The sequence below is a fragment of the Riemerella anatipestifer genome (assembly GCF_009670965.2).
Taxonomy (GTDB): domain Bacteria; phylum Bacteroidota; class Bacteroidia; order Flavobacteriales; family Weeksellaceae; genus Riemerella; species Riemerella anatipestifer_B.
This window is the reverse complement of record NZ_CP073239.1, coordinates 1,062,192-1,084,841: the sequence shown is the minus strand read 5'-3', so window position 1 is coordinate 1,084,841 and position 22,650 is coordinate 1,062,192. Positions and strand designations below refer to the sequence as shown.

18 protein-coding genes are annotated in these 22,650 nt (G+C 34.7%); 10 read left to right on the top strand and 8 right to left on the bottom strand.

From position 1 onward, the window contains the following. Positions 1-97: 97 nt before the first annotated feature. Both D1J36_RS04965 and aat read left to right on the top strand, forming a co-directional pair. Entirely contained in the window at positions 98-478 is a 381-nt protein-coding gene (locus D1J36_RS04965) for a DUF3127 domain-containing protein (RefSeq protein ID WP_154137456.1), read from the top strand. A 72-nt stretch (positions 479-550) separates the two neighbouring features. Then, positions 551-1,234, top strand: coding sequence for a leucyl/phenylalanyl-tRNA--protein transferase (gene aat, locus D1J36_RS04960; protein WP_154137668.1), 684 nt, complete (start codon positions 551-553; stop codon positions 1,232-1,234). 271 nt (positions 1,235-1,505) lie between these two features. Here the strand turns inward: aat and feoB are convergent, their stop codons facing one another. The 3 genes from feoB to D1J36_RS04945 form a co-directional block, all read right to left on the bottom strand. Continuing rightward, positions 1,506-3,545 (bottom strand): ferrous iron transport protein B, encoded by a 2,040-nt coding sequence (feoB, locus tag D1J36_RS04955; protein WP_154137667.1) that lies wholly within the window; start codon positions 3,543-3,545, stop codon positions 1,506-1,508. 32 nt (positions 3,546-3,577) lie between these two features. Then, on the bottom strand, positions 3,578-3,829 hold the full coding sequence (locus D1J36_RS04950; RefSeq protein ID WP_154137455.1) for a FeoA family protein: 252 nt from the start codon (positions 3,827-3,829) through the stop codon (positions 3,578-3,580). A 95-nt stretch (positions 3,830-3,924) separates the two neighbouring features. After that, positions 3,925-4,461 (bottom strand): hypothetical protein, encoded by a 537-nt coding sequence (locus tag D1J36_RS04945; RefSeq protein WP_154137454.1) that lies wholly within the window; start codon positions 4,459-4,461, stop codon positions 3,925-3,927. A gap of 146 nt (positions 4,462-4,607) precedes the next feature. On the opposite strand from D1J36_RS04945, the gene mnmA reads away from it, so the two are divergent. Together mnmA and hflX are read left to right on the top strand one after the other, a co-directional pair. Continuing rightward, a complete protein-coding gene (gene mnmA / locus D1J36_RS04940) occupies positions 4,608-5,795 on the top strand; it encodes a tRNA 2-thiouridine(34) synthase MnmA (protein ID WP_154137453.1) in 1,188 nt (395 codons plus the stop codon). A gap of 16 nt (positions 5,796-5,811) precedes the next feature. Beyond that, positions 5,812-7,032, top strand: coding sequence for a GTPase HflX (gene hflX, locus D1J36_RS04935; protein WP_154137452.1), 1,221 nt, complete (start codon positions 5,812-5,814; stop codon positions 7,030-7,032). Between the two features lie 56 nt (positions 7,033-7,088). On the opposite strand, the gene D1J36_RS04930 is transcribed toward hflX, so the two are convergent. Together D1J36_RS04930 and D1J36_RS04925 are read right to left on the bottom strand one after the other, a co-directional pair. Continuing rightward, positions 7,089-7,859 carry an NUMOD4 domain-containing protein gene (locus D1J36_RS04930; protein ID WP_154137451.1) on the bottom strand — a complete coding sequence of 257 codons (771 nt, stop codon included), beginning with the start codon at positions 7,857-7,859 and terminating at the stop codon, positions 7,089-7,091. Positions 7,860-7,988: 129 nt separating this feature from the next. Next, a complete protein-coding gene (locus D1J36_RS04925) occupies positions 7,989-9,599 on the bottom strand; it encodes a hypothetical protein (protein WP_154137450.1) in 1,611 nt (536 codons plus the stop codon). Positions 9,600-9,684: 85 nt separating this feature from the next. Here D1J36_RS04925 and D1J36_RS04920 point away from each other — a divergent pair, with 85 nt between their 5' ends. From D1J36_RS04920 to D1J36_RS04905, 4 genes are all read left to right on the top strand, one after another. Next, entirely contained in the window at positions 9,685-10,317 is a 633-nt protein-coding gene (locus D1J36_RS04920; protein ID WP_154137449.1) for an NAD(P)H-dependent oxidoreductase, read from the top strand. Positions 10,318-10,327: 10 nt separating this feature from the next. Next, the gene (locus D1J36_RS04915; protein ID WP_154137448.1) at positions 10,328-11,155 is read left to right on the top strand and encodes a sulfurtransferase; all 828 of its coding nucleotides are present in this window, start codon (positions 10,328-10,330) and stop codon (positions 11,153-11,155) included. Positions 11,156-11,382: 227 nt separating this feature from the next. Further along, positions 11,383-13,989: a TonB-dependent receptor gene (locus D1J36_RS04910; protein WP_154137447.1), complete on the top strand. Its 2,607-nt coding sequence runs from the start codon at positions 11,383-11,385 to the stop codon at positions 13,987-13,989. A 313-nt stretch (positions 13,990-14,302) separates the two neighbouring features. Continuing rightward, on the top strand, positions 14,303-17,614 hold the full coding sequence (locus D1J36_RS04905) for a TonB-dependent receptor (RefSeq protein ID WP_252339335.1): 3,312 nt from the start codon (positions 14,303-14,305) through the stop codon (positions 17,612-17,614). 82 nt (positions 17,615-17,696) lie between these two features. Here D1J36_RS04905 and D1J36_RS04900 read toward each other — a convergent pair whose 3' ends face one another. Beyond that, positions 17,697-20,063 (bottom strand): TonB-dependent receptor domain-containing protein, encoded by a 2,367-nt coding sequence (locus D1J36_RS04900; RefSeq protein WP_154137445.1) that lies wholly within the window; start codon positions 20,061-20,063, stop codon positions 17,697-17,699. Positions 20,064-20,169: 106 nt separating this feature from the next. Next, on the bottom strand, positions 20,170-20,562 hold the full coding sequence (locus tag D1J36_RS04895) for a hypothetical protein (RefSeq protein ID WP_185147743.1): 393 nt from the start codon (positions 20,560-20,562) through the stop codon (positions 20,170-20,172). A gap of 45 nt (positions 20,563-20,607) precedes the next feature. Between D1J36_RS04895 and D1J36_RS04890 the strand changes: the two genes are divergently transcribed. Both D1J36_RS04890 and D1J36_RS04885 read left to right on the top strand, forming a co-directional pair. Then, on the top strand, positions 20,608-21,315 hold the full coding sequence (locus D1J36_RS04890; protein ID WP_154137444.1) for a DNA alkylation repair protein: 708 nt from the start codon (positions 20,608-20,610) through the stop codon (positions 21,313-21,315). A 1-nt stretch (position 21,316) separates the two neighbouring features. Further along, a complete protein-coding gene (locus D1J36_RS04885) occupies positions 21,317-21,787 on the top strand; it encodes a YdeI/OmpD-associated family protein (RefSeq protein WP_154137443.1) in 471 nt (156 codons plus the stop codon). Here D1J36_RS04885 and D1J36_RS04880 read toward each other — a convergent pair whose 3' ends face one another. Beyond that, complete coding sequence (locus D1J36_RS04880) at positions 21,788-22,552, bottom strand: rhomboid family intramembrane serine protease (RefSeq protein WP_154137665.1); 765 nt, start codon at positions 22,550-22,552, stop codon at positions 21,788-21,790. Positions 22,553-22,650: the final 98 nt, after the last annotated feature.

Sequence of the window (22,650 nt, the reverse complement as noted above, 5' to 3'; positions counted from 1 at the left end):
AAATAAGCAATAAAAAGAAAAGCCAAAACCCGAATTTTATAAAATATTTATTTTTTATTCTTATCTTTACCGTCTATTTAAAATACATTTTAAAACAATGGAGTTACAAGGTACAATTAAAAAAATAGGAGAAACACAAACATTTCCAAGTGGGTTTCAGAAAAGAGAATTAGTTTTACTAACCCAAGAACAATACCCACAACCTATCAATATAGAATTTTTACAAGAAAAAGTTCATGCTTTAGAACCTTTTTCCGAAGGTGATGCCGTGAAAATAGGCATCAACATTAGAGGTAGAGAGTGGACAAGCCCTCAAGGTGAAGTAAAGTACTTTAACTCTATCGTTGGCTGGAGAATAGAAAAAACCGAAGGTTCTGGCTATCAAAACGAACCCACACAAGCTATGAACGCTCCACAAACAACCTCATCATCTAACGAAAATCCTTTTGAGGACGAAGATGACGATTTACCATTTTAATTAAAATAATACTATCTAATACAATCCCACCATTTTAAATAGGTGGGATTATTATTTCAACCCTTACTCCTTATGATTCTTTTACCTAAAGAAACTATCGTTTTTCCTAATCCCTATTATCAAAAAGAAGACATTGTAGCTATTGGTGGCGACCTTTCTCCTAAAAGAGTACTATTAGCTTATCAAAATGGCATTTTCCCATGGTTTAATGAAGGAGAAGAAATCCTTTGGTGGTCTCCGCTAGAAAGGTTTGTATTATTTCCTAGACAGATAAAAATATCTAAATCTATGAGGAAAATTATGAAAAGTAATTGTTTTGAGTTTAAAGAAAATCACAACTTTGAAGCCGTTATTAAAAATTGTGCTCACATAAAACGCTCCGAGCAAGACGGAACTTGGATTACTGAGCAAATGATAGAAACCTATCTTAGATTACACCAACTAGGTATTGCAAAAAGTATAGAAGTTTATCAGAATAACATTCTCGTAGGTGGATTTTATGGTATAATGACTCATAATATATTCTGTGGAGAAAGCATGTTCAGCAAGGTAAGCAACGCCTCTAAAGCCGGACTTATCTATTTTGCTGAGAAATATTGCAATCAAGTAAGACTGATAGACTGCCAGGTTTATTCCCAACATTTAGAAAGCCTTGGAGCAACACTCATAAGAAAGGATATTTTCCTTGATATTTTAGACCCTCAAATTAAAAATAAAAAGCTGTGTGAACTAAATAGTTACACACAGCAATCCTAATAAATCTAATAAAAAGTAAAAATGAAAGACTGCAAATTTACTATTTTAATCAATACAAAACAATAGTTTCGCTATTTTTCTTGAAAATAAATTTTATTTAACACTTAAATAACTCAAGAACAGCCACAATCTTTGTCGCAATGGGTTCGTTTGCTTTTGAATTTGGTAGGAGAAACACTTTTTTTTACCACTTTAAAAAGAGAATAACTCGCCATTAAAAAAACAAGTAAAATAATAATATATTGTAACCAAAGTGCATTCATAGTTTAGTTTACTTGAATATTTGATACACTATTAAAGATGCTACATATGCCAATCCTGACATTCCTACGATTTGAATCAAAGTCCATTTCCAGCTTTTAGTTTCTCTATAAACCACTGCTATAGTAGAGATGCACTGCATCGCGAAAGCGTAAAATAATAATATGGAAAGCCCAGTAGCAAAGCTAAATACTTTTTCTCCGTTAGCCTTTGTATCTTGTTGCATTTTCTGGACAATAGTACCTTCTTCCACATCTTCATCTAAACTATACAGGGTAGACATTGTTCCCACAAATACTTCTCTTGCTGCAAAACTAGTGATTATTCCTACTCCCATTTTCCAATCATATCCTAGTGGACTAATCGCTGGTTCTATGGTTTTACCCATTTTAGAAAGATAAGAATTTTCTAAAGCTACATCGGTACTTATCCATTCATCTGCCGATTGCTTTGGTCCAAAATAACTTAAAACCCACAATATGATACTCACCGAAAAGATAACCTTACCCGCTCCTGTAATAAAATCCCAAACTTTGCCTAAAACCAACTTTAAATCATACCCAAAAAGAGGCACTTTATAAGTAGGCAAATCCATAACAAGGAAAGACTTTTCTTTTGTCTTAATAATTTTTTTCAATACTAAAGATGCCAAAAGAGCCGTAACAAAGCCTAAAAGATACATACCCATCAGAGCCATCGCTCTATAACTCACACCTAGAAAATAGTTGTCTGGAATAACTAAGGTAATAATAATACTATACACTGGCAGCCTTGCAGCACAAGTCATAAACGGTGTTACTAAAATAGTAATAAGGCGTTCCTTAATATTTTCAATATTTCTAGTGGACATAATCGCAGGTATCGCACAGGCTGTCCCAGATACTAAAGGTACAATACTTTTACCATTCAGCCCAAAAGGTCTCAACAGCCTATCCATAAGAAAAACCACTCTTGCCATATAGCCAGAATCCTCCAGCAAATAGAGAAAATAGAGAAGAATACCTATCTGTGGTGCAAAGATAATAATGCCACCAAGCCCTGGTATTATCCCACTAGAAACTAAACTATTGATTGGTCCTTCGGGTAATATCTCCGCTGATTTTTCTGCCAACCATGCAAAAGCCTCATCTATCCACGTCATTGGATAATCCGCAAGAAAAAATACACTTTGGAAGATAATCATCAACAAAACACCAAAAATAAGATACCCGAAAACCTTATGCACGAGCAATTTATCTAGCTTTTCGGTAAAACTCTCTGTTGTTTGAGGAGTTCTAGATATAACCTCAGCTACAATAGGCTCTATCGTTTGATACCTCCTTATCGTCTCTTTAACCTGTAATCTTTTAGGAATAACACATTTAGTATCTTTGCTATCAAGCTTTTGTTTAATACTTTTAACTTCTCCAAGATATTCCTCAGACGCTAACAAAGTCCATACTTTATAATGATTGTTTTCTTGAATTTGAAGTGATAATTTCTGTATTAAGCCTGATTGTTCGCTAGGAATCTTAAACGCATTTTCTTTTGAAACCCTAAATAAATTTTGATAAATCGCCTCTTTGATACTGCCTAACCCTGCATTCTTTTTAGCATTTGTGGCTAAAACCTTAACGCCTAAGCTTTTTTCTAGAAGTGCAATGTCTAACTTAATCCCCTTTTTCTCCGCTTGGTCTATCTGATTAACCACCAACAAAACAGGTATGCCTAAATCTTGTATCTGCTGAAATAATAGCAATCCTCTTTTAATACTAATTGCCTCTAAAATATAAATAATCCCAGAGTAATCTTCTCTATTACTAAGGAGAAACTGACTAAAAACCGCCTCGTCTTCTGATGAAGGATAAATACTGTAAGCCCCAGGCAAGTCTGTAACTTGCACTGTCTCGTTATTAAAAATATAAGTTCCCGAATGGCTAGACACCGTAACCCCAGCATAGTTACCTGTTTTTTGCTGAAGATTACAAAGTTTATTAAATATAGTGGATTTTCCTACATTAGGATTTCCTACTAAGAGTACTTTTTTGGTGGTCTTATCTTCCTTCATCATTGGGTATTTTAGTTTTGACAAGCCCTGAAACTTTACATTAGTTCCACTAGAATATAAGCCGCTTCTTCTTCTCTAAGAGCGATACGATTTTTTTCCTCTCCAAATTCAATGTATAAAGGTCCATTGAAAGGAGCTTGATAAAGCACTTTAAATACAGTATCGGGTAGCAAACCCATTTCCATAATTTTTGTAGGCATTTCTAATTGGCTATCATCATAGCCCAAAACCCTACCATAAGTATGCTTGGGAAATATATTCAACTTATCTTCTGCTATGGATTTCAATAGATTTCAGTTTTAGACTGCAAATATAATTATTTAAACCAAATCTAAATAATAATTTATGCTAAAACCAAAATGATAATCATCAGTAAAGCAATTTACAGCCCAAACACTATCCCAACATTAGGCACAAAAGCATTACTAAAGTAGCTTTTATCTTTGTTATAAAGCACATTATACATACCTCCTATTTGCATATAAGCATTATTCCCCAAGCGTTGCATATAACCTCCTCCTAGATACAAAGCAGGTTCGTTTGTTGAATATTTTTCGTTGTTTATCTTATTTTTAAGATTGATGAAGTGATGCTGATATAGACCTTGCACAAAAAATTGCCTATCAAAATAATAATTAGCAAAAGGACCTACACCAATCATGGTATTAGAAAAACTAGAAGCATTAGTCCATGTAAGATTACTCGCCATACCTACTTCAAAATTAGGAGACACCATGTACCCCACTCTAGGAGAAACAAATAATGAGGTTGCTCTACCTCCACCACTCAAAGCACCACCAAGCCCAGCATATCCGCCAAAAGTCCATTTGTTACCTAAATCTACTCTTTCAGCAGTCTGAATTTGAGAAAAACCAAATACTGAAACTACACCTAACCCTAGAGCTAATAAATACTTCATAATATTTAAGAAATTTAATTTATCTCTCAACATTACAAATTTCGTGCTGGCATTTTCGTTTTACTAAAAACAAGGTTAAAAATTGTAACTTTGCAGCATTATTTCGGATTTATATAAGAAATAATTATAATTTTTAAATCATCAAAATGAAAGTAGTTGTAGGTTTATCAGGCGGTGTAGATAGCAGTGTAGCGGCGTACCTTTTGCAGCAACAAGGGCACGAAGTCATCGGCTTATTTATGAGAAATTGGAACGATGCTTCGGTAACGCTGGAAGACGAATGCCCTTGGGTTGAAGATAGTAATGATGCTCTACTGGTTGCCCAAAAACTAGGCATTCCGTTTCAAGTAATAGATATGAGCGAACTCTACAAAGAGCGTATTGTAGATTATATGTTTGAAGAATACGAGAAAGGAAGAACTCCTAACCCTGATGTTTTATGCAACAGAGAAGTTAAATTTGATGTATTTATGAAAACTGCTCTTTCTTTAGGAGCAGATAAAGTAGCTACTGGGCATTACGCAAGATTAGGTACTACGGAAGATGATAACGGAACTACCACCTATCGTCTTTTAGCAGGGAAAGACCACAACAAAGACCAAAGCTATTTCCTATGCCAACTTAATCAGGAGCAACTTTCTAAAGCACTATTCCCCATTGGAGAACTTACTAAGCCAGAAGTAAGGGAAATAGCTAAAGAAATAGGACTAGTAACTGCTAACAAAAAAGACTCCCAAGGGTTATGTTTTATAGGAAAAGTAAGCCTACCTCAATTTTTACAACAACAGCTAAAACCAAAGGAAGGCGAAATCATAGAAATCTTTAAAGATTTTAAAGCCTATCATCAGTCTCTTCCTCACTTTAACGATAAGTACGAAGAGCTAAAGCATCTTTCTCAAAAAATTACTTATCAAAAATCCGATGGTAAGAGTATTGGTAAACACCAAGGAGCTCAGTTTTTCACCATCGGGCAAAGTAAAGGTCTAGGCATTGGTGGACATAAGGAGAGTTGTTTTATCATTTCTAGAGATGTTAAAGAAAACCTCATCTTTGTAGGAGAAGGCAAAAATTTTCCAGGCTTATTCCAGAAGGTAATTAAAATAGAACCTTCCGATATCCATTGGGTAAGAGAAGATTTGGAACTGAAAAACAACGAAACTATGGCTGTGATGGCAAGGATACGCTACCGCCAACCATTGGAAAAAGCCACTTTGCACAAATACGAAGAAGGACTATACATAGAGTTTGAAAAACCACAATCTGCCGTAGCAGAAGGGCAATTTGCCGCTTGGTATTTAGAAGATGAATTGGTGGGAAGCGGTGTAATTTCTTAATCAAAGAATTAAATTTATGTTAGAAAAAAAGGAACATTTATATGAAAAAGCCGTTTTGGTAGGCTTAATTACCAAAGACCAAGACGAAGATAAACTTACCGAATATCTAGACGAACTAGAATTTTTAGCCTATACCGCAGGAGCTACGGTAGAAAAGCGCTTCACCCAAAAACTTTCTCAACCAGACTCCAGAACCTTTGTAGGTAAAGGAAAAATGGAGGAAATAAGAGATTTTGTAAAGGAAAACGAAGTAGGAACAGTTATTTTCGATGATGAACTTTCGCCTTCGCAGCTCAAAAACTTAGAAAGGGAAATGGAAGTGAAAATCCTAGACCGTACGAATTTGATTTTGGATATCTTCGCCCAAAGAGCTCAAACTTCTTATGCTAGAACACAGGTAGAACTTGCACAATACGAGTATCTACTCCCTAGACTTACTCGTATGTGGACGCACTTAGAGCGTCAGCGAGGTGGTATCGGAATGCGTGGACCTGGGGAAACCGAAATTGAAACCGACCGAAGAATCATTAGAGATAGAATTTCTTTACTAAAAGAAAAACTAAAGACCATTGATAAACAAATGGCAACCCAAAGAAATAACCGAGGAAAAATGGTACGTGTGGCTTTGGTGGGCTATACCAATGTGGGCAAATCTACTCTAATGAATGCCATATCCAAATCGGAAGTATTTGCAGAAAACAAACTCTTTGCAACACTAGACACCACGGTAAGAAAAGTAGTGATTGGCAACTTACCTTTCCTATTGACAGACACCGTTGGTTTTATCCGAAAACTTCCTACCCAATTGGTGGAAAGTTTCAAATCCACACTTGATGAAGTGAGAGAAGCTGACCTATTGGTACATGTGGTAGATATTTCGCACGAGAGTTTTGAAGACCACATAGAGTCTGTAAATCAGATTTTACAGGAGATAGATGCCCATAGGAAGCCCGCTATTATGATTTTTAATAAGATAGATGACTTCTCCTATGAGAAAAAGGACGAAGACGATTTAACGCCTTCTACCAAGAAAAACATATCGCTAGACGAGTGGAAAAAAACTTGGATGGCGAAATCTAAATTTCCGACTGTTTTTATTTCGGCATTAACGAAGGAAAACTTCCCAGAGATGAAAAAACTTATCTATGATGAAGTACATCGCATACATATTTCTAGATTTCCTTATAACGATTTCCTTTTTCAGTATTATGACAATGATGCCGAAATGGAAGAATAAACTAAAAAACTCGTTTTGATGATTTTCAAAACGAGTTTTTTATTAAAAGTATGTTTTTAACTATGTGATTCTGGAATTTTGATATGAGCCCAATTTTCTCCGCTTCTAATCCGCCAAACTTGCATAGTTGAAATATCAAATTGCTTTGCAATTTGCTTAACTGGACGATTTCTTTTCAGTTGAGTTTTGATATGTATAACTTGGGTAGAAGTTAATTTCATTCCCTTTGTACGATTGCTTCCTCTGTATTTACGCCACTTTCTTTCTGCTATTACTTTAGGACTATTATTTTGATGAGCTTGATTTTCTTCAGGAGTCATCCATTTAAGATTACTCACCGTATTATTAGTTTTATCAAAATCTAAATGTCCTACAACAGTTTCCTCCGATTTTGGCTTCGGCAGAAAATAGGTCGCTACCAAACGATGTATTAAAAAATGATGGTTAATGGTTCGCTTCTTTAAATTTCTTGCTAATTTTTGACTTAGCTGTTTCTTCTTTTTTTCTAACAACAATGTTGTCGCTTCAAAGCTTGCTATATCATTATATTTTTTTATATACTCCCTTCTTTTCTTATACAGATTTGAGATTTCGGCTTTAAGTTCATCAAACTTTTGCTGCTCTTTTTCTGTTCTTGGTCTATATAATTTAAGCCTAATTATTTTGTATCCTCCAGTAGTAGAACCATTTAAAATCCTGCCTTGTGAAACCTTATTAAAACTTCTCACTCTCCCTAAGTTAGAAACTTCAAATCTACAATCGTTAGTAAATTCAAAATCAAACTCAATAGGCTTCCAAACTTCTTTACCAAACTCGTTATTGTTCATATTTTTCAACTATCTGTATAACGGAAAACTCCTTATGAATAGTGTACTGTAAATATTTTTCAGAATTAAAAAAGGGCTACAAAGATACAATTTTTAATTCTTACCTCAACCCTTTATTTAATCACTTGTTTAAAATCTAGTTACTAATCCCCAATGTATTTTAACATCTTTAAACCTAAAAGGACTACCAAAAGCCGTACCATTAGAGATTTGAAAACTCATAATACCGAGAGGTAATCTAAAATTAAACCCTGTACCTACGCTATAAAAATAGTTATGAATACTACTGCTAGAAGCCCTTACTTGAGCCAGTTGCCCAAAAACATCAAAAAAAGCTTGCTGCCCTACCAAATAACGATACTCTGCACCACCATATAAATAGGCGTTCGTGAGCAAACTTTCTTCGTTGAAACCTCTTAACGAGTTCCAACCGCCTATCCTATACAACTCATTTACAGACAATGCTTCTCTGGTCTGCAACCGAGCGGAATTGAAATGCAAATTGAGGTAATGTTTCCCCTTGAGGTTAATATTTCGTTCTGCAAAAATTTTATAACGCCACTGCGAAGACTTACTATCTGTATATTGAGTATTCAGTATATCCGCTTCAGCATTTATTTTCATAAGGTATGGCATTAGTTCATTGTCGCTATTTTCAGTGTAGTCATACCAAAGCCCCACACCTTTTCGGCTAAATTCTCTTGCCAAACTGTAGGTTTCAGAAAGTACCGAAGACAATTCAAAACTCCCTCTAACACCAATCTTATGTCTAAATTTCCACTGGTAATATAAACTCGGCTGAATTTTAACATGAGCAAAAGTAGAATCTTGCCTAAAAACAGACATTTTAAACTGAGTACCTATATCAGAATTAAACAAATAAGGTACCTCTATACCTACATCAAAGGTTTGCCCACTATTAGGCGTCCTTTGCCAAAAAAGATTTAGGGTTTCAAAGCTATTAAATATGTTTTTTAGGTTAAAGTTAAGTATCCCATTAAGTGTTAGTTTTTCGGACTGGTTATTACCAAATCCTAAAACACCATCAAAACTATTGTTTTTCTTTTTTTGTAAAAATAAAAACACTTGGGTGGAGTCTGGCGTAAATAGTGTCTGAGGTGGTCTTTCTAACAGAACAAAACTATGATTTTGCAGACGTTTATGTATAGCCATCAGTTGGGTAGAGTGGTGCAGTTTTCCTTTAAACTCCTTTTCTAAATTATAAACAAATCGTTTTGGCACTTTATCGTAGCCTTTTATTTTGAAAGCATCTATTACTCTTTTTTTATCTTTAATTATAGAAATACTAGCTATTGGTTTCCCATTGTTATCTAAACCTAAAAAATTAGATTTAACCCGATTAAATGCAAAGCCTTTTTCTAAATAAGCTTTATTGATAGTATTTTTTAGAGAATCTAGATTCGTGGTGACAAATGTACCTTTCAAGCCTAATTCACTCGCTATAGAATCTGGTAACTTTACTAAAACTTGCTGATAATTTTGCCCTTTATCAAAATAAATATCAACCCTGTTACCAGTTTTTTCTGCTTTGAGTAGCTTTGTGAAGTAATACTTATTTTCTACCAATGAATCTAAAAACTTAACTGCAGAAAGTGAATCTTTTTTTATAACTGTTTTCTTAGTAGCCACATCATGCAACACATATTCTTTATCTTGTGCAAAGCCTATGGTATAACACAGTAGGCATAGAAAATAAAAAAAGGTTTTTAGATTCTGCATTTTTGTATTTTATGTCTGCAAATATAGGTGTAAATGAGAAATACAAATAACTGTGCTTTTACAGAAATGTTTATATATTTGCTAAATGAATTATATAGACGCACTCAACAAACGCTACTCTGTAAAAAAATTTGATACTGAAAAAAAAGTTACAGAGGATATTCTAAGTCGTATATTAGAAGCAGGTAGACTATCTGCAAGTTCTCTAGGGCTGCAACCTTATAGAGTTTTAGTTATTTCTTCCCCTTCAAAAAAAGAAGATTTGGCTTCAGCTTTTTATAATCCTTCGCAGACTTCTACTTGTTCGCATTTATTAGTCATTATTTCTAAAAAAGAATTAGAGAAAAATTATGTAGATAGTTACTTTAACCTAATTTCCAAAGAGCGTCAAGCTCCATTAGAAGCATTACAGCCTTTCAGAAATAGTGTAGAAGGCTATATCAATAGGCACAACAGCGAAACTCTACCTTATTGGAATGAAAAACAAGCTTATATATTACTAAGCAACTTTATATTCTCAGCCGCTTTAGAGGGAGTAGATACTTGCCCTATGGAGGGATTCGACGCTCATAAAGTAGCAGAAATTTTAGACATAGACTCTTCTAAGGAAATCCCTACGGTATGTTTAGCATTAGGTTATAGAGCTCACGATGATTTATTTCAACATGGTAAAAAAGTAAGAAAACCTTCTGAAGATTTATTTCAATACATTAAATAATATTCCTCTAATGTCTCCTATTATTTCAGTAGAAGAACTACAAAATTTAGACGCCTCAAATATTATCCTAATAAATGTAGGTAATAATTTTAATAAATACTCGGAGGAGCATCTTAAAGATGCATTATATGTAGATTTAGATAAAGATTTAGCAGAGGTTCCCATAAACCCCGCTATAGGAGGCAGACACCCGTTACCTCCTATAGATAAATTCTTAGAATTAATTCGTAACTTAGGTATTACCAAGAAAAGCCACATTGTTATCTATGACGACCAAAACGGAGCAAATGCTGCCGCTAGATTCTGGTGGATGTTGAATGCTGTGGGCATTGAAAAGGTTCAGGTACTTAGTGGAGGGTTGGCTCATGCCAAGCAAAACCACTATTCTATATCAGCAGAAATCATAAAACCTAACCCCTCAGAAGATACCATTAAAGTAGACCAGTGGCAACTCCCTTTAGCTGATATTTCTTTTATGAAAGATATATATAAAGACCCAAGTTATACCATTATAGATGTAAGAGACACCACGAGATATAAGGGAATCGCTGAACCTATTGACCTCATCGCTGGACATATCCCGAATGCAATCAATATCCCCTTTAGTGAAAATTTAACCTCTGAAGGTCTGTTTAAAACTACTGAAGAATTAAAAATACTTTACAACACTCTACTCAAAGAGAGAGATTTAAATAAAGTAGTAGTACACTGTGGTTCGGGAGTTACCGCATGTCATACACTTCTCGCGATGTCTCATGCTGGATTGCAACCACCCATGCTTTATGTAGGTTCTTGGAGTGAATGGAGCCGAAATAACCTTCCTATTGAAACTATTTAGACTTTTTCTGTTAACTTTTTAACAAAAAAGGGAGGATAAAATTATACTATACATAATTTAACTCAATAAAAAATACACCAAACAAAATATTGAAAATCAATTATTTAAATTTAAATATACCTTTTTCTTAAATTCAATTAAAAAAAATAGCATAAAGTTAAAATTAGTTAAAAAATAATTAACGATATTTGCCGCCGAAAAACTTATTTTTAGATATAATAAATCTTATGAAAATTAATGCTTTAAGAAAGACGGCGTTTACAGCCGTAGTAACACTCTCTACTGCAAGCGTTTATTTCGCACAGTCGGTAAAAGATTCAGCAAGGTCTAAAGATATTGAGACCGTAGTTCTTACAGGGGTAGCAGACATTGCCAAAGACAGAAAAACACCTGTAGCTGTTTCCACTATTAAAGAGTCTAAAATCGTAGAAAAATTGGGTAACCAAGAGTTCCCTGAAATTCTTAACTCCACACCATCTGTTTATGCAACAAAGAGTGGTGGTGGTTTTGGAGACTCTAGAATAAACATTAGAGGTTTTGCTCAAGAAAACATTGCTGTAATGATTAACGGTATGCCTGTTAACGATATGGAAAACGGCAAAGTATACTGGTCTAACTGGGCTGGGCTTTCTGATGTTACATCTGCAATGCAAGTCCAAAGAGGTCTTGGTGCTTCCAAGTTAGCTATCGCTTCTGTGGGGGGAACTATCAACATTGTTTCACGAGCAGCTGACAAAAAACAACAGGGAATAGTGAGTGTTGGAATAGGTAATGACGGTTATCACAAGTCTTTATTTTCATACAACACAGGTAAAAATGAAAAAGGATGGTCTTCTTCTTTCTTAATGAGTAGAACGGCGGGGGCAATGTATGCTGATGGAACTGATTTTGAAGGATATAACTACTACTTCGCATTAGGATTTCAACCTAATAAAGCTCACGATTTCCAATTTACAATTACAGGTGCTCCGCAATGGCACGAACAAAGGAGAAATCAAATTACCATTGCTGACTATATAAAATATAGCACAGATGGAAAACCTAACAGACGCTACAACGCTGACTGGGGTTATCTTGATGGAGAAAAATATGCTTGGTGGGTAAACTATTACCACAAACCAGTAGCCATGTTTAACTGGAACTGGAAGATTAATTCTAACAATGATTTAGCAACTGTAATCTACGGCTCTTGGGGAAGAGGTGGTGGTGGAACCAGCCCTCTTATTGCAAGAAATTTAGAAGGATATAGAATGACTAATGGTCAATTAAATATAGATCAAATGGTAGCGGATAACTCTGCTAACCCTAGTTCTCCTAAAATTCTTAGAAGATCTGGTATCAATCAACATGACTGGTATGGTTTCTTAACCAACTTCACTCACAAATTTAATTCTAATTTAAAAATGAGTGTTGGTTTAGATGGTAGATATTATAAGGGAATGCACTATCAAGTACTAAACGATTTGTTAGGAGCTAATTACTATACAGATACATCTAATAAGAGCTTAGCTAATCCTACTAGACAACTTACAACAACTTACACGGATAGAGCACCTTGGAATCCTTTTGCCAAAATAAACCATGAGGCTATTTCTTATAACAATGATGGTGAAGTTCTTTGGGGAGGTGTGTTTGGTCAGTTAGAATATACTAGTGATAAACTATCTGCATTCTTCCAAGGTTCCTTGTCTAACCAATCATTCCAAAGAATAGACCACTTTTTACTACCAGGAACATTAGCGGTAACTACAAACCCTGATTCTGCAATGAAAACCAAAACAGGATTTAACAACCTTATTGGTTTTAATGTAAAAACAGGTGCTAACTACAATATCAACGAAAACCACAATGTGTTTGCTAATGTTGGATACTATGAGCGTCAGCCATTTTTTGATGCAGTGTACCCTAACAACAGAAACTATCTAAATCCTAATCTTACTAATGAAAAAATATTTGGAACAGAGGTAGGATATAGTTTCAGATCTAACAACTTTAATGCTAACTTAAACCTTTATAGAACCTACTGGGGTAATAGAGTTATTTCTAACAGAAATACATTCAGCCTATATAATTATAACGTAGCACCTGATGCTCAAGGAAACTATCCTGTATTAACAGATGCTAGTGGTAAAACACAAACTATACAAGGTACAGCGAGTATCTTTGGTGTTACCCAAGTACACAAGGGTATAGAGGTAGATATGGAATATAAAGTTTCCAAGTTAATATCACTAGTTGGTATGTTCTCTGCAGGAAACTGGCAGTATAAAGGAAATGTTTCTGCAAGTTATTTTGATGATAGTAACTCACCTATTCTAGGAGCTAATAATAAAGCTGTAGACCAAATTACCCTTTATCTAGATAATGTAAAAGTAGGAAACTCCGCTCAATTAACAACCAGCTTAGGATTAGCAATTAGACCAGTAGAAGATTTATCTTTAAACGCTGACTGGAGATATGTAGACAATTTATATGCTGATATCAATCCTAGCAACTTTACTGTAGCTAACCATAAGGGTTCTCTTAAACTACCTAGCTATAACCTGATGGACTTAGGGCTTTCTTATAAGTTAAAGCTAAATAATAGAAACGCATTTACTTTCAGAGGTAATGTCTATAATGTTTTTGATACCACTTACATTGCTGAAGCAAGAACTAACAATCATGCTAAAACAGTGGCTGACTTTAAAGACAACACCACTACTGGAGTTACTGCACAGCAACAGTATGATGCTTATCTGAAAAACAACACTTACAAAGGTTTAGACACCTCTAATGAAGTATTTTTTGGTTTCGGAAGAACATGGTCTGCTTCTGTGAGCTTTACATTCTAAGAAAATAAAAACCTTAAATAGTGAAAAACCAATGCATATGCATTGGTTTTTTTGTTTTTATTATCAAATAGATTACTTACTTTCTTGAGAGAGCCAAAATCTTATATAATTCATCAATTATTTAACAAAGTAGTCAAGGTAAATTCATATTACATAAAACACTAAAAAACAACATTTTAATAAAAAATCATTTTATTTAATTCAATTTAAAAATTAACATAAAGTTAAAATTAGTTAAAGAATAATTAACGATATTTGTCACCGAAAAACTTACTTTAAAATACATTTTGTCATGGTAAAGAACATGGGGTCAATGAAAAAGACCGTTTTAATCGCTGCTATAGCGTTTTGTGGTTATGGAACGATGCAAGCTCAGGTAACTACAGGAAGTATGACTGGGGTGGTAACTACTGTTTCAGGTCAAAAATCCACCAGTGCTAACATCAAAGCTACACACATCCCTTCAGGAACTGTCTATTCGGCTAAATCAAGTAACTCTGGAAGTTTTAACCTTCCTAACATGAGAGTAGGAGGTCCTTATAAAGTTGAAATACAATATCCTGGTCAAGCACCAACAGTTTACGAGGATGTTTATATTGAACTTGACAGACCTTATGTTTTAAATGCTACTTTGGGAGAAAACACCAAAACTAAGACTATCCAAGAAGTAGTACTTTCTGGAGGTAAAGGAAAAAGTGGTAATAAAGCCGGTGCAGGCGTTAATGTTGGATTAAAACAAATTCAGGAACTTCCACAATCTTCTCGTAGTATTACAGAGTTTACTAGATTAACACCTCAATCTAATGGTACTTCTTTCGCCGGTAGAGACTCTAGATATAACAATCTACAGATAGATGGTGCTAACTTTAATAATGGGTTTGGGCTTAGTGGTAACCCTCTACCTGGTGGTAGTGCTCAGCCTATTTCTTTGGACGCCATTCAAGAAATCACGGTTAACATTGCTCCTTTTGATGTTACCCAATCAGGATTTACTGGAGCAGGGATAAATGCTGTTACAAAATCGGGAACAAATAAATTCCAAGGATCTTTATACGGATATTATAATGCAAAAGAACTTAATGGCTGGAGAATAAACGGTGAAAATATAGACAGATTATCTGGAGCAAAAATCACAAATGGTCTTACCATAGGAGGACCGATAGTAAAAAACAAATTATTCTTCTTTGTTAGTGCAGAAAGGGAGACCTCAACAGGAGCAAATGCATCTGGAGCAAACTTATGGAAGGCATCTCAAGATGGTGTATCTAACCCTGTTTCAAACATCTCAAGAGTTAAAGAAAGTGACCTAATTGCTGTCAGAAATCACTTAATTAACACATGGGGATACGACCCAGGTAGATATCAAGGCTATGCTAACGAAGCAATGCAAACAGGAGATAAACTTTTAGTAAGATTAGATTGGAACATTAGCGATAAACATAAATTTGCCATTAGGTACAATATTTTAGATGGTAACTCTATGCAAACCGCTAACCCTACATCTGGACCTTCTCCTAGATCAGCTTGGGGACGTGTGAGCGACAGAGCCATGACTTTCGAGAATGGTAATTATGGATTTAACAATAAAGTACAATCATTAACTGCCGAGCTTAACTCCACATTCACTTCTAAATTATCAAATAAGTTCTTATTTACTTACTCAAATATTCAAGATACAAGAACAACACCTTCTAAGTCTTTATTCCCATTTGTTGATATTTGGGATGGTTCTTCAACAGGAGGTAACTATATTAGTTTTGGAACAGAATTATTCTCGTATTTAAATGATGTTGTAAACAAGAACTATTCATTCATAAACAACTTAACTTATATTTCAGGGAAACACTCTGTTACAGGAGGGGTTGCTTTTGAACTTCAAAAATTCGGAAACTCATTTACTAGAATGGGTACAGGGTATTACAGATATGCCTCTGTAGAAGATTTCTTAAAAACAGGTACTTCAGCTGAAGTTGCACCTATTATGTTTGGTCTTACTTACCCTTATCAAGGGCAAGACACTTACTCTAGAATTAATTTTGGATTAGCATCTGCTTATGTTCAAGATAAAGTAACACTTAATGACCGTTTTAACTTCACAGTAGGTTTAAGAGCTGAGTTACCACTTTATCTTAATAAATTAACTCCTAATGAAGCTATTGACAATCTCAAACTTTTAGGCGTTAATGGTGAGGAAAGAACATACAACTCAGGGAAGTGGCCAAAATCAAGAGTGATGCTTTCTCCTCGTTTTGGATTCAATTATGATGTAAACGGAGATCGCTCATTAGTTATTAGAGGAGGTACAGGTATCTTCACGGGTAGAGTTCCTTTCGTATGGTTTACCAATATGCCAACCAATGCTGGTGTTCTCCAAAATACAGTGGAACCAGGTTCTTACGCAGATGTTGCAAGCTGGATAGGAAATGTAAGATTCCAACCTGGAGATATTTACTATCACCTAAAAAATGTACCTAGAGGTGCTGAGAATGTATTTATTCAAACTCCAAAAGATGGTGTACCAAATACATTCTCTCTAGTTGATGAAAACTTCAAGATGCCATCTGTATGGAGATCTAGTTTAGGAGTAGACTATAAAATTCCTAATACTTACTTAACACTATCTTCTGATATCCTTTACACTAGAGATGTAAATGCGGTATTCCAGTTTGGAGCTAATAGAAAAGAATCTGATGTTAGAATGACCTACGCTGGAGTAGACAGAGTGTTTTATCCTAACAAAGCATCTTATCAGTACAACTCTGCTATTGGAGGTAATGCTGCTACTGTACTTACAAACACAAGAACAAAAGGTTATGCATTCTCTGCTACTGTTGGTGCTACTTTAAGACCTTGGAACGGATTATCTGGTTCAGTATTCTATACTTACTCAGAGGCTAAAGAAGTTTCTTCAAACTCTGGCTCTAGTGCTTCTTCAGCTTGGGGTGGTTCTCCAACGGTAGATACTCCTAACCAGCAATTCTTAAGCACTTCTGCATTCGCTATTCCTCATAGAGTAGTTGCAAATCTTAGCTACACTATTAAAGGAACTACTTTAGGAGTTTATTATACTGGAGGACATCAGGGTAGATTCTCTTACTACTATGCTAATGATGTGAATGGAGATGGTATTTCTAATGACCTTCTTTACATTCCAAAAAATACAGCAGACATGAAATTTGTTGATATTACAAGTGGAGGAGCTGTTGTATTTACTGCTGACCAACAAAGAAAAGCATTCGATAAGTTTGTTGCTGATAATGGTCTAGAAAAATACAGAGGGCAAATATTACCTCGCAACGAGTTTCTTTTACCTTGGTTAAACCGTTTTGATATAAGACTTACTCAAAACTTATTTACAAATATGGTAAGAAAAGGAGATAAAATCCAGATTACTTGTGATATAATCAATTTTGGAAATATGCTTAACTCTAGATGGGGCGTTCAAGATTATAACATAAGTTCTTATGGAGCTGCTATCTTAAGAGTTGCTGATAGAACTCTAACCGCAAATCCTAACTTCCAAATGGAAAGAGATGGTAAAGATTTAGTATCTTCTCCTTATAGACCTGTAAGCAGCAGATTTACTACATGGAGTGCTGTACTAGGATTTAAATATACTTTCTAAAAAGGTCTACTTTATTAGATAAAAAAGCCGATACACAAGTGTATCGGCTTTTTATTTTTAAGAGTTATTATATTCATTTTACTTAAAAACTCACATCTATACCCGTATAAAAGTTGGTAGGCATAATGGGTGCATAAATCATTCCACCGTCAAAGGATTTACCAAAAGGATTTTTAACATCTATGATTGGGCGTTTTTGAGTATAGGAAGTTAAGTTTTCTGCCCCTAAATACAATCTAATATTACGATTAAAAAACCTTGATATTTGAGCATTCAGTAGAGCGTAAGGCTTCGTAAACGCTTTGTTTTGGTATTCTTCTGGGTTTTGGTAAGTATTAGGCAACCTTTGAACGCCAACCCACTGCAAAGTAGCATCTAAATTCCAGTAAGCCTGTTTACTATTTTTTACCGTAGAATATGCCACATTGATAAACCCTCTGTGTTTTGCCATAAATGGAACTTCCCGTCTTCCCTCTAGATAATCTGCCCATACATCATAATACTTATAAGCCAGCCTAAAATCTAATCTGTTGGCTGGGCTAAAATCCAGCTGGGTCTGGAAAGCCAATGCCCTAGACTTGCCTTCTAAATTATAAAAAAGCATTTTTTGAGGAGAATAGTCTAAATCTACTATTACTTGATTTTGAAAATCGGTGCGAAAAACATCTGTTACCCATGAAGCCTTTCTCTTAAAAAGTTTAAACTCTTTCTGCAAACTTAGCCCGTAATTCCATGCTATTTCTGGAGAAAGTCCGTAAACTTTTCCGTTAGGATTCAGTACCTCTATTGCCCTATTAGAGGCAAAAAAGTTTTGATTTTCCGCAAAGATATTAGCCGTTCTAAATCCTCTTCCTGCACTTAGCCTTACAATGGTTTTATCGTTAATATCATACTTAAAATTCAATCTAGGAGAAAGTTGTGTCCCTGCCAAATTATGGAAATCGGACCTCAATCCTGCCACCAAAGTATAAGCTGCTCCCGTGAGTGTATATTCTGCAAAAGCCCCTGCCACTCGCTCCGTTCTTATAAAATTTTGAGCTAAATAATCTTCATTATAAGCATCATACAAAAAGCTCCCTCCTACTTTATATTTATGATTAGTATTTCCAATAATACTTTCAAAAATTAAATTGGAATAGAAAGATTGCTGTTTTCCAAAATAAGTTCTCTTTCCGAAAAAGCTATCCTGCTGATGATAGGTAAACTGATTGATAAATCCTAAGCTTTGATAAGGCTTTCCTTTAAAAACATAACCTGTTTTATTCCAAATTTGGAACCTAGAAATATCAACACCTACACCATAAAGATTTTGTTGGTCTTGAGTTTTTGTCCAATCATAACCAACCTGTCCAGCCTTCCTTTCATCTTTAACCACATTCAGTCCTAAATGATTTCCCCAGCCTGTATGGTCTAAATCAGTATAGTTCAACAGGTAAGTTACATTAAGTTGATGACCTTTAGGTTGGTCTAAAAATCCATCTTTATTTCTGTCCATTTCTGGAAAAGTTCCATTAGCGTGTACTAGAATAGACTGATTCCAATGTTCAGAAAGCAACGAAGTATTAACGAGGTTAAACTCTGTACGCCCATTTTCATCAGCAAAGAAATTAAGTTCTGTTTTTGGAGTTTGGTTAAACTTGACTAACTCTGTGTTAATTTGCCCTGTAATGCCCTCGTAGCCACTAACCACAGTACTTCCTCCTTTGGTAAGCTGTATGCCACCAATCCATCTACCAGGAATAAAATTAAGCCCATAAGCAGTTGCTAGCCCTCTTATTTCGGGCAAAAGTTCCTTGGTAAGACTGGTATATTTTTGCTCCAAACCTAGCATTCTAAGTTGTTTTGTCCCTGTTACAGCGTTGGTAAAAGCCACATCTACCGTTGCATTAGTCTCAAAACTTTCGGAGAGATTACAACAAGCGGCTTTTAGAAGCTCTTTAGAAGAAATATTAAACGTTAAACCCACTTCTTTTTTATTTAGTGATGTAGCCTCTCCTACTTTGGTAACCACAACCTCATCTATTTGCTTCGCTTTTTGATGATGGTCGTGATGATGGTTATCTTTCTGAATGGAATCTTCCTCGGATTTTGGTGTAGTATTAGAAAGTCTTCTAGTGTATAAACAGCATTGGGGTAGCTTCTTATAAGTATCCTTATCTGCTCTATACAACTCATTATCATACCCTACTTCTGCGATTTTTTTAAGAATTTTTTCTTTTGAAGTCTTTTTAGAATCATAAGTATAAGTAAGGATTTTCTTTTCTTTATCCCAAACAGCTTCCACTATATTTTCCTCATTAGCTGCTTTTTCTATGGTTGCCTTACACATACCACAGTTACCTAATACTATGGCAGTTTCTGTCTTAGGATTTTGAATTTGTGCTTTTATATGATTTGCAAACACCAATATTAGAACAATTAGCATTGCTCCTTTTAATCTATTTTTCATTGATTTTAGGTTTAATTTATACGAAACATTATCATTTCATTATTTAACGAAACGATATTTTAACTGCTATTTTTAGGATTATCTTACCTAAAAAACACTTAATAAATTAACCTATTTTGGGTGGTTGCCAAATCTCTACTAAAGGCTTAGTAGGAATAAATCTGAAATAATGAGTATTTGGTTTTTTATGAAATTTTAAATGACATAAAGCCACCCATTGAGTGGTATCCAAGGAATAGACTAATTGATTAAATGAATAAACATTAGGGCATTTATTACAATCCGTTCCACAAGGGTTTTGATGCTGATTTTCTCCTTTAGAATGAGTAGAACAACACTCCTTAGAATGCTTCTCTCCACAACAGTTAGAAGACTCTACTTGCACCACTTTCGTCATACTTGCATAACCATTCTGCTTAGGAAAAATAAAAATACCTAAACACAGTAGCAAAAACAATATGCAGACTTTTTTACTCATTAGCAGAACAAATATAGTCATTATTTTTTTAAATGAGTGTATCCTATAATCTACTACATTTGCAAAATGATTTTACAAGAAATTAAACAAGCCCTCAAAGATTTATCCGACAAGCAAAGAGCTACATTTAGTCTTAAATATTTTAAAGCTAATAAAGGAGAATATGCCGAGAGAGACCTATTTATTGGTGTTACCGTACCAGACCAAAGGCAAGTTGCAAAAGCTTTTTGGCAAACAGTTTCTTTGGAAGATATTAAGCAACTCCTACAGTCAAAAATACATGAACATAGATTGACTGCACTGCTTATGCTCGTGTTAAAATTTGAAAAAACATCTTCAAAACGAAAAGAGTTGATAGATTTTTATTTATCAAACCTTGAAGGCGTTAATAATTGGGATTTGGTAGATACTTCCGCTTATAAACTTTTGGGCAGATATTGTTTTGATAACGATGCTGAATATCTTTTAGACAGTCTAGCTAATTCTAAAAATCTGTGGCATAATAGAATTGCAGTAGTATCAATGCTTTATTACATACGAAAAAAGCAGTATTCTCTCCCTCAAAAACTCATCTTGAAACACCTTAACCACCCTCACGACTTAATGCATAAAGCTAATGGCTGGATGTTAAGAGAACTAGGCAAAAGAAATGAAGAAGTATTATTAGAGTTCCTCAAACAGCATTATACCGCTATGCCAAGAACTACTCTAAGATATGCCATAGAAAAACTAGATGAACCTCTAAGACAAGATTTTCTAAAAGGAAATATTTAATATGGAAACTATTAACTTCACCGCAGAAATTATCCAACACGGAACAGACAATGCTGGCTATGTTGTCTTCCCTTTTTCCACCGAGGAACTTTTTGGAAAGAAAGGGCAAGTAAAGGTAAAAGTGCTATTTGACAATAAAGTGCCATACCGAGGAAGTCTTGCTAAAATGGGCAAATCCTACCATTTTTTAATTTTAACTAAAGAAATTAGAGCATCATTAAATAAAACCTTTGGAGACACTGTAGAGGTAAGCCTTCAGCAAGATTTAGAGGAACGAGTTGTTGTTATACCAGAGGAAGTATTAACTATATTTAATGCTTATCCTGAAGTAAAATTAGCTTATGACAAGGTGTCGTACACTCGAAAAAAAGAGCTAATGCTATGGATTACTTCTGCCAAAAAAGAAGAAACTAAAGAAAGAAGAAAACAGCAACTAACTTCTATTATTTTAGAGGAAACCAAAAATAAATAGCTACTGTCTACGCAATCTATTAAGTTCTTCCCATATATCAGGTTCATTCAGCTTTGGGAGCTCCTCAAAATCTTCGGGGTGTTCTGCTTTGTAGGCTTGCCAAAGCTTATCGTCTTTTTCACTATAATAATTAGGGTACTGCCATATAAATCGGCGTTTCTTTTCGCCTTGTTTTCTATACATAAAAGCTAAAACAACGCCCACTACCGCTCCTACTAAATGAGACTGCCATGAGATTTGGCTGGGCTGGTCTAGTTGAGAAAAGAATTCTTCAGGAAAAATTCCCCAAATTAAACTTCCATAATACAAAGCTACAAGGAGAGAGATGGTGAGTAATTTCATATTCCATCTAAAAATTCCACTAAAGAATAAGAAGAAAGCCAACATATAGACTATACCACTAGCACCTATAATACAGGTATAATGCATTTCTCCTGTAAATAAGTCTACCTGAGGTGTAAGCCAAACTAAAAACCCAGTAGACAACCAACCCAATAAGAAAATAACATTTGCTATTTTAGGGTAAAACTCGTACAATAAAAAAAGTAAAACACCTAGAGGAACAGAGTTACTCCATATATGCTCTAAGCCAGAATGTAAAAAAGGAGAAAACAAAACACCCTTTAGCCCTTCTGGAGCTAACGGAATTAGCGCTCCCTGACAATGCTCCACTAAGTCCATAGATTGTAATAAAAATCCCAACCATATAGCTGATAATACTACAATTGGTACTTTTATAGAGCGAAAAGATTCATTTTTAAACATGTCGGTTTTCCTCACAAATGTTTTGCCAAACCAAAAAAAGAGACTTTATTTTTCGTAAATAGAAAAACTGTCCTATTTTTGTACTAAAATTATAAATA

Bases quoted from the DNA above. Each gene is read 5' to 3' on its own strand.
- D1J36_RS04965 (WP_154137456.1), top strand. From the start codon at position 98: ATGGAGTTACAAGGTACAATTAAAAAAATAGGAGAAACACAAACATTT.
- aat (WP_154137668.1), top strand. From the start codon at position 551: ATGATTCTTTTACCTAAAGAAACTATCGTTTTTCCTAATCCCTATTAT.
- feoB (WP_154137667.1), bottom strand. From the start codon at position 3,545: ATGATGAAGGAAGATAAGACCACCAAAAAAGTACTCTTAGTAGGAAAT.
- D1J36_RS04945 (WP_154137454.1), bottom strand. From the start codon at position 4,461: ATGAAGTATTTATTAGCTCTAGGGTTAGGTGTAGTTTCAGTATTTGGT.
- mnmA (WP_154137453.1), top strand. From the start codon at position 4,608: ATGAAAGTAGTTGTAGGTTTATCAGGCGGTGTAGATAGCAGTGTAGCG.
- hflX (WP_154137452.1), top strand. From the start codon at position 5,812: ATGTTAGAAAAAAAGGAACATTTATATGAAAAAGCCGTTTTGGTAGGC.
- D1J36_RS04930 (WP_154137451.1), bottom strand. From the start codon at position 7,859: ATGAACAATAACGAGTTTGGTAAAGAAGTTTGGAAGCCTATTGAGTTT.
- D1J36_RS04925 (WP_154137450.1), bottom strand. From the start codon at position 9,599: ATGCAGAATCTAAAAACCTTTTTTTATTTTCTATGCCTACTGTGTTAT.
- D1J36_RS04920 (WP_154137449.1), top strand. From the start codon at position 9,685: ATGAATTATATAGACGCACTCAACAAACGCTACTCTGTAAAAAAATTT.
- D1J36_RS04915 (WP_154137448.1), top strand. From the start codon at position 10,328: ATGTCTCCTATTATTTCAGTAGAAGAACTACAAAATTTAGACGCCTCA.
- D1J36_RS04910 (WP_154137447.1), top strand. From the start codon at position 11,383: ATGAAAATTAATGCTTTAAGAAAGACGGCGTTTACAGCCGTAGTAACA.
- D1J36_RS04905 (WP_252339335.1), top strand. From the start codon at position 14,303: ATGAAAAAGACCGTTTTAATCGCTGCTATAGCGTTTTGTGGTTATGGA.
- D1J36_RS04900 (WP_154137445.1), bottom strand. From the start codon at position 20,063: ATGAAAAATAGATTAAAAGGAGCAATGCTAATTGTTCTAATATTGGTG.
- D1J36_RS04895 (WP_185147743.1), bottom strand. From the start codon at position 20,562: ATGACTATATTTGTTCTGCTAATGAGTAAAAAAGTCTGCATATTGTTT.
- D1J36_RS04890 (WP_154137444.1), top strand. From the start codon at position 20,608: ATGATTTTACAAGAAATTAAACAAGCCCTCAAAGATTTATCCGACAAG.
- D1J36_RS04885 (WP_154137443.1), top strand. From the start codon at position 21,317: ATGGAAACTATTAACTTCACCGCAGAAATTATCCAACACGGAACAGAC.
- D1J36_RS04880 (WP_154137665.1), bottom strand. From the start codon at position 22,552: ATGTTTAAAAATGAATCTTTTCGCTCTATAAAAGTACCAATTGTAGTA.